Below are 13265 nucleotides of genomic sequence, written 5' to 3' on the forward strand. Positions count from 1 at the left end.
CGGCGATCACCGTGTCGTGCCCGGGGCCGGGAGCGGCGATCACCGTGTCGTGCCCGGGGCCGGGAGCGGCGATCACCGTGTCGTGCCCGGGGCCGGGAGCGGCGATCACCGTGTCGTGCCCGGGGCCGGAGGCGGCGATCACGGTGTCGTGCCCGGGGCCGGAGGCGGCGATCACGGTGTCGTGCCCGGTGTCGGAACGGCGATCACGGTGTCAAGCTCGGGCGTGAGGCGCCCGGCGTGACCACGGTGACCGCCGCTCCTGACACCCGCGCACCCGTCGCGGGCCACCTGAGTCGAGCACTGTGCGAGTCGGTGGCTACTTGAGGTAAGGGCCGTCCGTTCCGATCTTGCCGGGCCCGTTCAGCACGTACACCCGCAGGTTTCCCTGCCCCGGCGCGGCCACCGACAGCGTGCCGTTGGACACGGTCTTCACGTCACCGGTGACGGCGTCCGTGTAGGTGCCGTCGGGAATGCCGGTGTAGGTAGCGCCGCCGGTGACCGTGACGAGCGCGAAGCTGTCGGTCGAGCCACTGGTGTAGCGGCGTTTGAAGGCCATCGAGCCGCTGATGCCGTCGGTCGAGTACTGGCCCGACTGCAGGGCCGGGATCGCCCGGCGGATCTGGTTGAGCCGCTGGAGGTGCTTGACCAGCGGCTGTGCGAGGGTCGTCGCGACCTCGCCGCCGGCGGAGTCGACCTTGCCGAAGTCGGAGGCCGTGACGCTGCCCGCGAGATGGCCTCCGTAGTACGCGCGTCCGGTGGTCGCCAGCGGGCAGGTCGGCCCGCAGTCGATCTGCTTGCCCTTCTGGAACTCGATCTCCGATCCGTAGTAGAGCGTGGGGATGCCGCGGAAGGTCCACATCAGCGCCATGTTCTCGGCCCAGGTGTCGGTGCCGCCGCTGTAGCGGGTGCTCGACTTGTTCGGTCCGTAGTCGTGGCTGTCCACGTAGACGACGTTGTACGTGGCGTCGTTGACGGAGTCGTCGGAGTCCTTGCCGTTGCTGTAGGCGTTCTGCGCGTCGCCGAAGTTCATGTGCATGCGCATGTCGATGATGTTCATGCCGGAGAACTGGCTGCGGTCCGGCGTGTGATAGCTGTTCCCGCTGAGGAAGGCGTTGGCGGAGGTGGGCTGGTTGCCGGTGCCGAGCTGCTCCTCGTAGTTGTACTGCTCGATCGCCGCCGTCACGTCGTCCGCGCTGTACTCCTTGCGTTCCTTCCAGGTGAAGAACTGCGCGGAGTGGTTCACCGAGCCGCGGTTCCACTTGTCGTTGACGAAGGCGCCCACCTCGCCGAAGACGAAGAAGTTCTTCGCCGCTTCCGTGCCGAACCGCTGCGTGACCCGGTCGTAGATGGCGGGCAGGAAGCGGCGGTTCCAGGTGACGCGCGGAATGTGGACGGCGGTGTCCACGCGGAATCCGTCGACGCCCATGTCGATGTACTTGTCGTACGCGCCGATCAAGTAGTTCTGGACGGTGGCGTTCTCGGTGTTGAAGTCGGCGAGGTCCTCGTGCAGCCAGCACGAACGGGAGTCCTCGCCCTCCCAGTTGCCGATCCAGCACTGGTGGTCGTACGCCTTCGGGAACATGCCCGAAGTAGGGCTGGGCCACTGGCAGTTGTACACGGTGTAGCCTTCGGCGCTCTTTCCTCCGGTGGGCTTGCCCCAGTTGAGGCAGGTGTTCCCCGTGGGTTCGGCGGTCGACCAGAGGTCACCGTTGTAGTACGACTTCCCGGACTTGGGCTCGACGGTCAGGCCGTCGTACTCGAAGCCCTCGTTCTTCTCGTCGTAGTACCAGCTCCACTGGGAGTCCCGCACGCCGTAGACGGTCGGGGTGAACAGGCCCTTCGCGCCCCAGCGGGAGCTGTGGTTGTACACGACGTCCTGGTAGATCTTCATGCCCTTGGCGTGGGCCGCGTTGATCAGATCCTGGTAGGAGGCGCCGGCCGACTCCAGCCGCGGGTCGACCTTGTAGAAGTCGTAGCCGTGATAGCCGTGGTAGTCGTAGTCCGAGCGGTTGAGGACGACCGGGGTGATCCAGATGGCCGAGAATCCGAGCGCCTTGATGTATTCGAGCTTGTCGACGAGACCCTTGAAGTCCCCGCGGAACATGGGGTCGTTGTTGGCCGCGTTGCCCGACTTGACGTCCTGGCTGCCGCCGCGGTTGTTGGAGCTGTCGCCGTCGTAGAAGCGGGCGGTGAGGACGAAGTAGATCGGGTCCTTGCGCGGGTCGGTGCCGAGCGGGGTCCCGGAGGCCGGGGCGGGGGCCTTCTCCCCGGTCGTGACGGTGGCCCCGGCGGAGGCGGGAGAGGTGTTTCCGGCCGCGTCGACGGCCTTCACCGTGTAGGTGTAGCTGGTCTTCTCCTCGAGTCCCGTGTCGGAGTACACCGTCGAGCCGACGTCGGTGACGACGGTTCCCTTCGTGCCGCCGGTCCGCGTGAGCTGGTATTTCGTCACGGCGGTGTCGTCGGTCGCCGGGTCCCAGCTCACCACCACCGAGGTGTTGGTGGCGGTCGCCGTGACCTTCGTGGGCGCGGTCGGCGCCTCGGTGTCGGGCTCTTCGGCGGCGCACGGGTCCTTGGCGCCGGCGGTGACGGTCCGGTCCTTCACGGTCGTGGTGCCGGCCGGGATCGTGTAGTCGGCGCTGTTGTTGTTGTCCCAGACGCCGTTGCCGTTGTTGAAGGCCGCCTTGAGCGAGGCCGCCGTACCGATGTCGAGGGTCTTCTTCCACCAGCCGGTGCAGGCGGTCTCCATGCCGACGCCGGGGGCCGTCGTCCAGGAGCCGCCCGTGGGGGCGTAGTGGATGTTGGCCGTGGTCCAGCCGGACGTGGCGGTCGAGTAGTAGACCGTGGCCTGGTTGCCGCTGCCCGTGCCGGTGTCGGCACACGGGTCGCTGTGGGCGATCACTCCGTCCTTGACGGTGATGGCGCCGGTGCCCAGCGCGTAGTTGCTGCCGCCGTTGTTGTCCCAGGTGCCGCTTCCGTTGTTGAAGGTGGCCTGCAGTCCGGCGGCGGAGCCGAGGTCGACGGTCTTCTTCACCCAGTCCGTGCAGGCCGCTTCCATCCGGACGCCGGGCACGGTGGTCCAGGAGCCGCCGTCCGGGGCGTAGTGCAGGTATGTGGTGGGCCAGTTCTTGCTCTTCGTGTAGTAGAAGACGGTCGCCGTGGTGGAGGTGGCGGCCGTGCTCTCCATGGGGACGGAGGCCGCGTCCGGCGGGGTCAGTCCGAACAGTCCGGTCACCGCGACGAGCGCCACCAGCGGTCTTAGCGGCGGTCGTTGGGGTCTGCGTCTCATGGGGCGTCTCCAATGCGGGTCCGGGGAGGGGGAGTTGCATTGCAAGAGGAACCGGCAAGTTCCTGAAAGCCCTTGCGGAGCCGGAAGCTACAGGTACATGACAGCGACGTAAAGAGATCTCGCAACGACCGCAACGCGGAGCGAAATCGGAGCAGGAGTGGTACTGGTCGCCCACGCGCGTACCGAGGACGGCCCGGCCGCTCACGACGGCCGAAGGGGGTGAGCCGAGGCTCCCCGGTCCTGCGCAGGTCAAGATTCGCCCGGGCGGAGGCAATCCCGGCGACACGCGGTGAGAAGCTGTGGCCGAACCGGCGTATTCAAGGCGGAGGGGCATCAGCAGCCCGAGCCCGAGCCCTTCCCCGACCGGAGGTACCTCAAGCGTGACCATGACCAAGGCAGCCCCGCCCCCGGTTCACCGGCAGGCCGGGAACGACGGCCAGGGCCGGCAGGACGGAGGCGAACGCCAGGGCCGGCAGGGCTGGAACATCAACTCCCCGCTCGCCCTGACGATGCTCCTGCTGCTGGTCATCGCGTCGCAGGGGCCGATCCGCGGGGCGCTGTCCACACCGGTGATGCAGAGCTGGATGACCGTGTTCGTCGCGGTGGTGGTCCAGGCGCTGCCCTTCCTCGTGCTCGGTGTGCTGCTGTCGGCGGTCATCGCGGTGTTCGTCCCGCCGTCCTTCTTCGCCCGCGCGCTGCCCCGGCGCCCGGCACTCGCGGTGCCGGTCGCCGGAATGGCCGGGGCGATCCTCCCCGGCTGCGAGTGCGCCTCCGTGCCGGTCGCCGGAGCGCTGGTGCGCCGCGGTGTCACTCCGGCGGCGGCCCTGGCCTTCCTGCTGTCCGCCCCGGCGATCAACCCGATCGTGCTGACCGCCACGGCCGTCGCCTTCCCGCGGAACCCGGAGATGGTCCTCGCCCGTTTCGTGGCGAGTCTCCTCGTGGCCTGCACGATGGGCTGGCTGTGGCAGCGTCTCGGCCGCACCGACTGGCTGCGCCCGCCGGGCCGCCCCGCGCACGAAGGCCTCGGCAAGGGGGCGGCGTTCTGGGGCTCGGTGCGGCACGACGTGATGCACGCGGGCGGGTTCCTCGTGCTGGGCGCGATGGCCGCGGCCACCCTCAAGTCCGTCGTCCCGGCGAGCTGGCTGCACGCCGCTGCCGGGAATCCGGTGGTGTCGATCCTCGCCCTGGCGATCCTGGCCGTGCTGCTGTCGATCTGCTCGGAGGCCGACGCGTTCGTGGTCGCCTCGCTGACCCAGTTCTCGCTCACAGCCCGGCTGGCGTTCCTCGTCGTCGGACCGATGATCGACCTGAAGCTCTTCGCCATGCAGGTCGGCACGTTCGGCCGCGGCTTCGCGCTGCGGTTCGCTCCCACCACCTTCGCCCTCGCGATCCTCATGTCCGTTCTCATCGGGGCGGTGCTGCTGTGAACCGGCAGGCACAGGCGGCCGTGCTCTTCCTCGTCGGGGCGGCGGTGCTGCACGCGAGCGTCACGGACCTCTATCTGCGGTACGTCAAGGCCGGTCTGCAGCCCCTGCTGCTCGCGGCCGGTGTGGTGCTGATCGTCACGGCCCTCGCCACGGTCTGGTACGAGGTGCGCGAGCGTCGAACGGCTTCCCTCGACCGTGCCGGCGCCGAGCGGGACGGCGAGCGAGCGCACGGGCGGGAGGACGGGCCCGGGGCCATGGACGCGAACGCAAACGCGGCCGCTGACGGGCACGCGGCCACGGACTCGAACGCGAAGGGGCACGCCGACACGGACGGGCACAGGGCCGCGCCCGGGCACGCAGGCGGGGACGGGCACGGGGAAGATCACGAGGAAGGGCACGGGGAAGGGGAAGGGACTGCGGACCACGCGCACGGTCACGCGCACACGCATCGCGAACCGCGTATCTCGTGGCTCCTCGTCCTCCCGTTGCTCGCCCTCATCCTGGTCGCCCCGCCCGCCCTCGGCTCCTACAGCGCGATGCGCACCGGTACGGCCCTGCAGGCGCCTTTCGGCTACGCCGCGCTGCCCGCCGGCGACCCGGTCCAGCTCGGCCTGGTCGACTACGCGAGCCGGGCGGCGTACGACCACGGCCGTTCCCTCGGCGGCCGGCACGTGAAGATCACCGGCTTCCTCGCACTCGACCACGCCGGTAGGCCCTATCTCGTCCGCATGGCCCTCAACTGCTGCGCGGCAGACGCCCAACCCGTCAAGATCGGCCTGACCGGGCGGATTCCTCCCGTCCTCCGGCCCGACACCTGGCTCGAGGTCACCGGCACCTACACCGGCAAGCGCGCGAAGGACCCGGTCAACGGCGGCATCATCCCGTTCCTCGACGTCAGCGCGGCCAGGCCGGTCGCGTCACCGCGCGATCCGTACGACGAGAGCTGGAACAACTGATCACAAGGGCCGGCGAGGCAGGTCCACGGCGGCCTGTCCCGTCCCAGCGCTCCGCGGCGCCGTCCGGGGCGGGGCCGTCCCGGACGGAGGTGTCGCGGATCGGTCGGCGCCCGGGCCCGACGGGCGTCCGGGGTCGCTCAGGTCGTCGTTGGGTCCGGGACCCGACGGGCGTCAGGTTCGCTCAGGTCGCCGGGTCAGGCAGATAGCTCGCCAGGCCGCGCAGCATGATCTCCAGACCGATGTCGAACCTCTCGTCGGAGGAGTCCGTCACCATCACCCCGGACAGGGCGCGCAGATGGGGGAAGTCCGCCGCGGGCAGGGACGCGAAGTAGTTCTGCATCTCGTCGGCCATCTCACGCCAGTCCGGACGGGCCAGGGAGGAACCGTCAACGCTGTGCTGGGCGGCCCGGTCCTGCCACATGCCCTCCTCCAGGACGAACCCGTCGATGTAGGTGGAGATGAGGTCGCCGGCCTCGGCCGCGATGCGGTCGGGCAGTCCGGCGGTGCGGAACACGGCGAGCAACGCCTCGACGTGCGGCAGCAGTTCGGCGGTGAAGGGGACGTGGGCCATGGAGATCCTGGCCATGTCGCGATGGGACGACAGGCGCTGTCGCCACGAACGGGCGTAGTCCCGCACCTGCTCCCGCCACCGCTCCGGGTCGGGTTCGGGAATCGCGAAGCCGTCGAAGAGCCGGGTGTACATCAGCTCCAGAAGGTCGTCCTTGGAACTGACGTAGGCGTAGAGGGCGGAGACCGTGACACCCAGTTCGGCCGCCACCTGCCGCATCGACAGCCCGTCGAGCCCTTGGCGGTCCAGCACGATGAAGGCGGCCTCGACGACGCGTTCGCGTGACAGCGGTGCGCGGTCGGGGGCGACGCGGGTGCGGACGGGGCGCTCGCGCTCCCAGGGAGACGGCGGAGGTGGTGCGGGGGTGCCGGCGGCCGCGTCGCTCATGAGGACAGTCTAGGCGTCTGGAGAGCGGTGTTCTCTCTGGGTGAGCGGCGTTCACTTCGACCGAACGCGATATATCTTGTCCGGGCCGCCGAGTTGCGCTATATCTTAATGAACGCTGTTCTCTCGGTGAGCACTGTTCTGTTAGATTGAACAGTGTTCTCCATCGTCTGGTCGCCCGTCTCTCGCTCCGTGCCGGCGAGCCGGGCAGTCGCATCCACCCACCGCGCCCGCCGGTCCACACCGCGGCGCGGCCTCTTCACGAGGAGTTCCGATGTCCACCACCGGTGTCGCGTCCGCCGAGACGCCCATCGACTCGCCAGCGCCGTACCGGTGGCGCTGGGCCGCGCTCTTCGTGATCCTGGCGGCCGAGGTGATGGACCTCCTCGACGCCGTCGTCACCAACATCGCCGGTCCCTCCATGCGGGCCGACCTCGGCGGCGGTGCCTCCACCCTGCAGTGGCTCGCCGCCGCCTACACCCTCTCGATGGCCGTCGGGCTCGTCACCGGAGGGCGGCTCGGGGACATTCACGGGCGCCGCAACATGTTCCTGGTGGGAGCCGCCGGCTTCACGCTGGGTTCGCTGCTGTGCGCGATATCCGTGTCGCCCGAGATGCTGATCGGCGCGCGCGTCGTCCAGGGACTGTTCGGCGCGGTGATGCTGCCGCAGGGCCTCGGCATGATCAAGGAGATGTTCCCGCCGAAGGAGTCGCAGAAGGCCTTCGGCATGTTCGGCCCGGTCATGGGTCTGTCCGCGGTCTGCGGGCCGATCCTGGCGGGCTGGCTGGTGGACGCCGACTACTTCGGCACCGGCTGGCGCATGATCTTCCTGATCAACCTGCCGCTGGGTGCCGCGGCGTTCCTCGGTGCCGTGCGCTATCTGCCGAAGAACCGGTCCGACAGCAAGCCACGCCTCGACATCCCCGGCATGCTCCTGGTCTCACTGGCCGCGCTGCTGATCATCTTCCCGCTGGTGCAGGGCCGTGAGTACGACTGGCCCGTGTGGACGTTCCTGATGATGGGCGCCGCGGTGGTCGCCTTCGTCGTCTTCGCCAGGTACGAGTCGCACCGCAGCAAGGCGGGCCGGGACCCGCTGGTCGTTCCCAGCCTCTTCCGCAAGCGTGGCTTCAGCGGCGGCATGATCCTCGGGCTGGTCTTCTTCTCGACCATGCAGGGCTTCATGCTGGTCTTCAACCTCTACACCCAGATCGGCCTCGGCTACTCGCCGCTCAAGGCGGGACTGGTGATGGTGCCCTGGTCGGGCGGCATGATCGTCGGCTTCGGCGTAGCGCAGGGGGTGGTCCGGTTCGGACGCGCCGTGCTTCAGGCGGGCGCGCTCGTCATGGCGGTCGGCGTGTTCGGCGTGTGGCTGACCCTCGACCAGGTGGGAGCCGGTGTCGGCCCCTGGCAGCTCCTGCCGTCGCTGCTCGTCACCGGCATCGGGATGGGCCTGCTCATGGCGCCCTTCTTCGACATCGTGCTCGCCAGCGTCGAGCAGCACGAGACGGGTTCGGCGTCCGGCACGATGACCGCGGTGCAGCAGCTCGGCGGCGCCTTCGGCGTGGCCATCCTCGGCACCGTGTTCTTCGGTCTGCTGGGCGGCGGGATCGCCACCGCCGTCGACCACCGCTCGGACGGCCTGCGGGGGCAGCTGGCCGCCGCGCACGTCTCGCCCGCGGCTCAGGAGCGAGTCGTGGCGGACCTGCGTACGTGCGCCTCGGACCGCGCCGTCGCCAAGGATCCTGCCGCGACCCCGGCGTCCTGCGCGCGCCTGGAGAAGGACACCCGGTCCGCCGCGACCTCGCCTCAGGCCGGCGCCCGTATCTCCGCCGCGCTGGGGGCCACCGCGTCGTCCGCCTTCCAGAGCGGGTTCGGCTCCGTCATGAAGACGCTGCTCTGGATCGTCGACGGCATGCTCGCCCTGACCTTCCTCCTCGCGTTCCTCCTGCCCCGCCACGCGCGCCCCGAGGAATCCACCGGGCACTGAGCCCCGGCAGCGCCGACATCGGCGAACAGGACGGCCGGACACCCCCGAGCGGGTGCCCGGTCGTCCCGTCCCTCCAGCAGCGCCACCTCAGCGGGGGTGAGCGGCATCCGCGATGGCACCCGTACCAGCTACGGGCCGGTATCCCTGGTGGGCACCCGGGCCGGGCCGCGGGGCGGGAAGCGCGTACCGTGCGGTCGGGTGGAGACGCGCGTAGCGGCGACAGGCGGACGCCGGTCCCTCGTCCACGCGGCGCTCCTCACCCGGCGCACCCGCCGTCACACGCACGAACAGCCCGACCCGCCCGAACAGCCCGACCGGCCCACTCCCCGACCCGTTCCGTCCCGGAAGGACGAGCCCCGTGCTCACGTCGTACGCAGCCCACTTCGACACGCCCGCCGGGTACCTCGACTTCGCACGGCTCGGTCCGCCGTCGCGGGATGCCGTGGCCGCCACCGCGCGCGCCATGGAGGAATCCGCCCGCGCCGATCACACCACCGTGGACGGCCTGATGCGCGCGGAGTCGGCCGCACGGGACGCGGCAGCCCGCCTCGCGGGCACCGACGCCCGGCACACCGTGCTGCTCCCGAACGCGTCCACCGGCCTCTTCCACGCCGCTCTCGGCATCCGGGAGGGTGTGGTCCTCGCGCCGAGCACCGATTTCCCGGCCAACCACTATCCGTGGCGCCGCACCGCTGACCTGGGCCGGGCCACACCGCGCTGGCTCGAGCCGGCACCCGGCAGCGGGGTCACGCCCGACCTGGTCCGTTCCGCGCTGACCGACGACGTGGTCGCCGTGTCCGTCAGCGCCGTGGACTTCCGCACCGGTTTCCGCGCCGACCTGGCGGCGCTGCGCGAGGCGATCGGGACCGGACCGGCTGCTGATCGTGGACGCCATTCAGGCGTTCGGTGTTGCCGGGATGTCCTGGGACGCGGCCGACGTCGTGGTGGCGGGCGGTCAGAAATGGCTGCGCGCGGGATGGGCCACCGGCTTCGCGGCCCTGTCCGACCGCGCGCTGGAGTCTCTCGAGCCGGTCCTCACCGGCTGGACGGGCGTCGAGGACGTCGGCCTTTTCGACGGAGCGGAGCACCCGCCCGCCGCGGACGCGCAACGCTGGTCGATCACCAATCTCAGCCCGGTGACGGCCGCCGCGTTCGCGGCCGCGCTGGACCTCGTCGAGCGGCACACCGTCGCGGCGATCGAGGCCGCCATCGGCACGCGGATCGCCGAACTCACCGAGGTCGTCAAGAGGCACGGCGGCCGCGTCCTCTCCCCCACCGACCCGGCGCGCCGCGCGGGCATCCTCTCCTTCACGATGCCGGACCACGATCCGTCCGTCGTCGCGAAGGCGCTGCACACCGAGGGGGTCACACCGACGGTGCGCACCGACTCACTCAGGTTCTCCCCACATGCCTCGACCCCGCCGGAGGTGTCCGAACGGGTGGCGGCGGCGCTGTCGTCCCTGGGGAACTGAGCCAGTCGGTCCATGAACCTGAGACGTCTCCGTCCCGGTTCTGCGCGGCCCTTCCGAGCGCGCTTACGCGGCACGTCGAAAAGCGACCCCGGGGCAGGCGTTTCCACGGCAGATCTACTCAGCCGCACCCGCCCCACATGACGATGTTTCCCGGTATGCGTAATACTCGCCCAATGGATTCAGGCGTTACGACCCGGAGTGGGCCCACCACGATACGCAGGGCCGTCGCGCGCGACGCCAAACGGCTCACTCGGCTCGTGCGTGGTTCACGCGCCTACGAAGGGCAGTACTCGGCCATGGTCGCGGGCTACCGGGTCGGTCCCGACTACATCGAGACCCACCGCGTCTTCGTGGCCGTCGCCGCCGACGGGCACGAAAACCGTGTCCTCGGGTTCTACTCGCTCGTCCTCGTCCCACCGGAGCTCGACCTGCTGTTCGTCGCCGATGAAGCGCAAGGACGTGGCATCGGACGGCTGCTCGTCGCGCACATGCAGGCCGAGGCGCGCGCCGCCGGGCTCGACCACGTCCGGGTGGTGTCCCACCCTCCCGCCGAGGGCTTCTACCGCAGCGTGGGCGCGGTGCACACCGGGACCGCGTCCGCGAACCCACCCGCCGTGATGTGGGACCGTCCCGTGCTCGAGTTCCGCATCCCGCCTGACGTGGCCAGGGCACCCGGCGAGATCCGCCAGAGCCCTCGGAGCCGGTGAACCAGGCACTGCCGGAAGGTGCGAGCCACGCCGGCGCCCGGTGGTCGTCGCATCCTGGCGGGCGACGCCCGCGGCAAGGTGAGCACGGCCCCACCGGTCGCGGCACTCCCTCACGGTCAGCGTTCACCGCGCGATCTGCTGGTGTGGGCGAAGCGACCCGCGGTGTTATTCAATGAGGTGTGCGGTCAGGGATCTCGGTGCCCCGACGCACGGGTCGAGTACAGCCCCGGCGCTGCGCCGGGGATTGCTGAGAGAGCCGCATGGACTCCACACCCTCCCCCTCGCCCTCTTCACCGTTTGACCTGGTCAGCAGTGCCCTGGGGCGCTACATCCCGCGCGGCGGAGCGGCAGTGAACGCTCAGGGCGACCGCACCACCCGCCAACGCGTACCCGACAACCCGGCAGCCGACCGTCAGGATCAGATTCTCGGCGTGCTCAACCTGGACAGGGATCTGAGAATCACCCGCTGCAATCTGGACGCTCCCGTATTCGCGGGTCTGGACGCCGTGGCCGGGAGTCCCTTCGCCGATCTCCTGCCCGCCGGGGACGTACCGACGGTCACACGGCGGTTGCGGCAGGTCCTGGAGATCGGTGAGGCGCACGTCGCCCGGATCCAGCGCCTGCGGCGCGGCGACGGGTCGGAGCTGGTGGTCTCGCTGAGCATCCTGCCCGCCGCGGCACCTCAGGAGGGCTTGACCGTCTCCGTGATCGCCATGGCCAGGAGGCTGCACCTGTACGCCGCCGAGACCGCGATCGGCACCTCGCTGGACATCGGCGAGACCGCACAGTCGCTGGCGGAGTCCCTGCTGGCTTGGGGAGACGTGGCCGCCGTCGACCTCGACTTCGCCGTGTGGACGGGCGAGGGAGTCACCGAGCAGGCACAGGGGCGCATCCGGCTACGGCGGGCAGCCCTGGTGCCGGACCGGGCGTGGCCCGAGGGTTACGTGACTCCGGGCGGCGATCTTCCGAGCGACGCGAGTCGCCTGCTGGCACAGGCGGTACGGCGGGACGATGCCCCGCAGCCCATCGTCATACCCGACCGGGAGGCGGTCGAGCGGCTTCTCGGCAGTCAGCGAGTGATCCGTGCCCTGGTGCCCGGTGACCGGTCGGCGAGTGTGGCGTGCGTACCGCTGGTCCTGGACGGCGCGCCACCCGTCGTGCTGGGCGTGGCGGAGATCTGGCGGCGGGCGGACCGCCCCTTCCGCGACAGCGAGTTGTTCGACCTGCAGGAACTGGTGGCCAGGACCGCCCATCACGTCGACCTGGCCCGTCAACACCAGCGCGAGCACACCCAGGTGCTGGCGTTGCAGCGCCGGCTGCTGCCCCGGACCGGCGGCCGCACCATCGAGATCGCCAGCGTCTACCAGCCCGCCACCCCCGACAGCGCGGGCGTCGGCGGCGACTGGGTGAACAGTTTTCCGCTGCCGGACGGCCGTACCGCGTTGGTAGTCGGTGACGTCGTCGGGCACGGCCTGGGAGCCGCGGCAACCATGGGCCAGCTGAGCATGGAGGCCCGCGCGCTGCTGTCCGCGGGGCTGGCACCCGACGAGGTGCTGGAGCACCTGGACGAGACCGTGACGCTGCTGGACGACGCGGAGTCCGGGCTGGCGGCCGGCTACAGCGCCCTCGGCTCCACCTGTTGCATCGCCCTCTACGACCCGGTCAGCCACCACGTGGCCCTCTCCAGCGCGGGCCACCTCCCACCGGTCCTGGTGCTTCCGAACGGGCACGCAGGCCCGCTCGCTGTCCGCCCTCACCCCGGCCTGGGCGCCGAGTTCGCGCTGCGGGAGCCGTTCGACGTGCACACGTTCGGCGCGCCCCCGGGCTCCCTGCTCGCCCTCTACACCGACGGCCTGGTGGAGGATCCGGCCCTGTCGATCGACGAGGGCATCAGCAGGCTGGCCGATGCCGTGTCCTCGGTGCACCCCTGGGATGCCCTGCAGCAGGCCGCACGGCACGTCGTCTCCGCGCTGGCGCCCGTGCGCCAGCGCGACGACGTGACCCTGCTGCTCGCGCGCATGATCGGCTACCACAAGGGGGACACCGCGACCTGGCGGCTTCCCGCTCGCGACGACGCGCCCGCCCGTGCCCGCGCGCACGTCTCCGCACTGCTGCGGCAATGGCACACCAGGAGCGACACCCAGGACGACGTGCCGCTGCTGGTCAGCGAGCTGGTCACGAACGCGGTGCGCTTTGCCGCCGGTCCCATCACGATACGGCTGATCAGGGCCGGTGGTGGCCACGGCCTGCTGTGCGAGGTGGGCGACACCGGCAACGGCAGGCCTCGTCTGAGCCGGGGCGGCCTCCTCGACGACGGCGGGCGTGGCCTGCACATCGTGCACCGGCTCACCACCCGGTGGGGGGTGCGGTGGACGGACACCGGCAAGGTGGTCTGGGCGGAAGTCGCACGATGAAGCGGCTGCGGGGCGCGGCCGGGCGTACGCGAGTGAGCGCGGCGAGGGCAGCGGCGGCGTGCGC

General features: G+C 70.5%; 8 protein-coding genes. 6 read left to right on the plus strand and 2 right to left on the minus strand.

Features of this window, described 5'->3' with window-relative positions; all coding sequences use genetic code 11:
- Nucleotides 1-316: 316 nt before the first annotated feature.
- Complete coding sequence (locus ACWD68_RS07920) at nucleotides 317-3286, minus strand: carbohydrate binding domain-containing protein (protein WP_451805597.1); 2970 nt, start codon at nucleotides 3284-3286, stop codon at nucleotides 317-319.
- A 380-nt stretch (nucleotides 3287-3666) separates the two neighbouring features.
- Between ACWD68_RS07920 and ACWD68_RS07925 the strand changes: the two genes are divergently transcribed.
- Both ACWD68_RS07925 and ACWD68_RS07930 read left to right on the plus strand, forming a co-directional pair.
- Nucleotides 3667-4713 carry a permease gene (locus tag ACWD68_RS07925; RefSeq protein WP_451805598.1) on the plus strand — a complete coding sequence of 349 codons (1047 nt, stop codon included), beginning with the start codon at nucleotides 3667-3669 and terminating at the stop codon, nucleotides 4711-4713.
- Nucleotides 4710-5669 carry a TIGR03943 family putative permease subunit gene (locus ACWD68_RS07930; protein ID WP_451805599.1) on the plus strand — a complete coding sequence of 320 codons (960 nt, stop codon included), beginning with the start codon at nucleotides 4710-4712 and terminating at the stop codon, nucleotides 5667-5669. Before ACWD68_RS07925 ends, ACWD68_RS07930 begins: the two co-directional genes overlap by 4 nt.
- Before the next feature lie 181 nt (nucleotides 5670-5850).
- Here ACWD68_RS07930 and ACWD68_RS07935 read toward each other — a convergent pair whose 3' ends face one another.
- A complete protein-coding gene (locus tag ACWD68_RS07935; protein ID WP_451805600.1) occupies nucleotides 5851-6624 on the minus strand; it encodes a TetR/AcrR family transcriptional regulator in 774 nt (257 codons plus the stop codon).
- A 271-nt stretch (nucleotides 6625-6895) separates the two neighbouring features.
- Here ACWD68_RS07935 and ACWD68_RS07940 point away from each other — a divergent pair, with 271 nt between their 5' ends.
- The 4 genes from ACWD68_RS07940 (at nucleotide 6896) to ACWD68_RS07955 (ending at nucleotide 13201) form a co-directional block, all read left to right on the plus strand.
- A complete protein-coding gene (locus tag ACWD68_RS07940) occupies nucleotides 6896-8608 on the plus strand; it encodes an MFS transporter (RefSeq protein ID WP_451805601.1) in 1713 nt (570 codons plus the stop codon).
- Nucleotides 8609-9492: 884 nt separating this feature from the next.
- Complete coding sequence (locus ACWD68_RS07945; protein WP_451805602.1) at nucleotides 9493-10080, plus strand: aminotransferase class V-fold PLP-dependent enzyme; 588 nt, start codon at nucleotides 9493-9495, stop codon at nucleotides 10078-10080.
- A 155-nt stretch (nucleotides 10081-10235) separates the two neighbouring features.
- Nucleotides 10236-10787 (plus strand): GNAT family N-acetyltransferase, encoded by a 552-nt coding sequence (locus ACWD68_RS07950; RefSeq protein WP_451805603.1) that lies wholly within the window; start codon nucleotides 10236-10238, stop codon nucleotides 10785-10787.
- A gap of 260 nt (nucleotides 10788-11047) precedes the next feature.
- Nucleotides 11048-13201: a SpoIIE family protein phosphatase gene (locus ACWD68_RS07955; RefSeq protein WP_451805604.1), complete on the plus strand. Its 2154-nt coding sequence runs from the start codon at nucleotides 11048-11050 to the stop codon at nucleotides 13199-13201.
- The last annotated feature ends 64 nt before the right edge of the window (nucleotides 13202-13265 follow it).

The sequence above is a fragment of the Streptomyces sp. NPDC005141 genome (assembly GCF_053599975.1).

What these genes read in the sequence shown, in the direction of transcription:
- ACWD68_RS07940 (WP_451805601.1), top strand. Translation starts at nt 6,896, where the DNA reads ATGTCCACCACCGGTGTCGCGTCCGCCGAGACGCCCATCGACTCGCCA.
- ACWD68_RS07950 (WP_451805603.1), top strand. Translation starts at nt 10,236, where the DNA reads ATGCGTAATACTCGCCCAATGGATTCAGGCGTTACGACCCGGAGTGGG.
- ACWD68_RS07935 (WP_451805600.1), bottom strand. Translation starts at nt 6,624, where the DNA reads ATGAGCGACGCGGCCGCCGGCACCCCCGCACCACCTCCGCCGTCTCCC.
- ACWD68_RS07955 (WP_451805604.1), top strand. Translation starts at nt 11,048, where the DNA reads ATGGACTCCACACCCTCCCCCTCGCCCTCTTCACCGTTTGACCTGGTC.
- ACWD68_RS07920 (WP_451805597.1), bottom strand. Translation starts at nt 3,286, where the DNA reads ATGAGACGCAGACCCCAACGACCGCCGCTAAGACCGCTGGTGGCGCTC.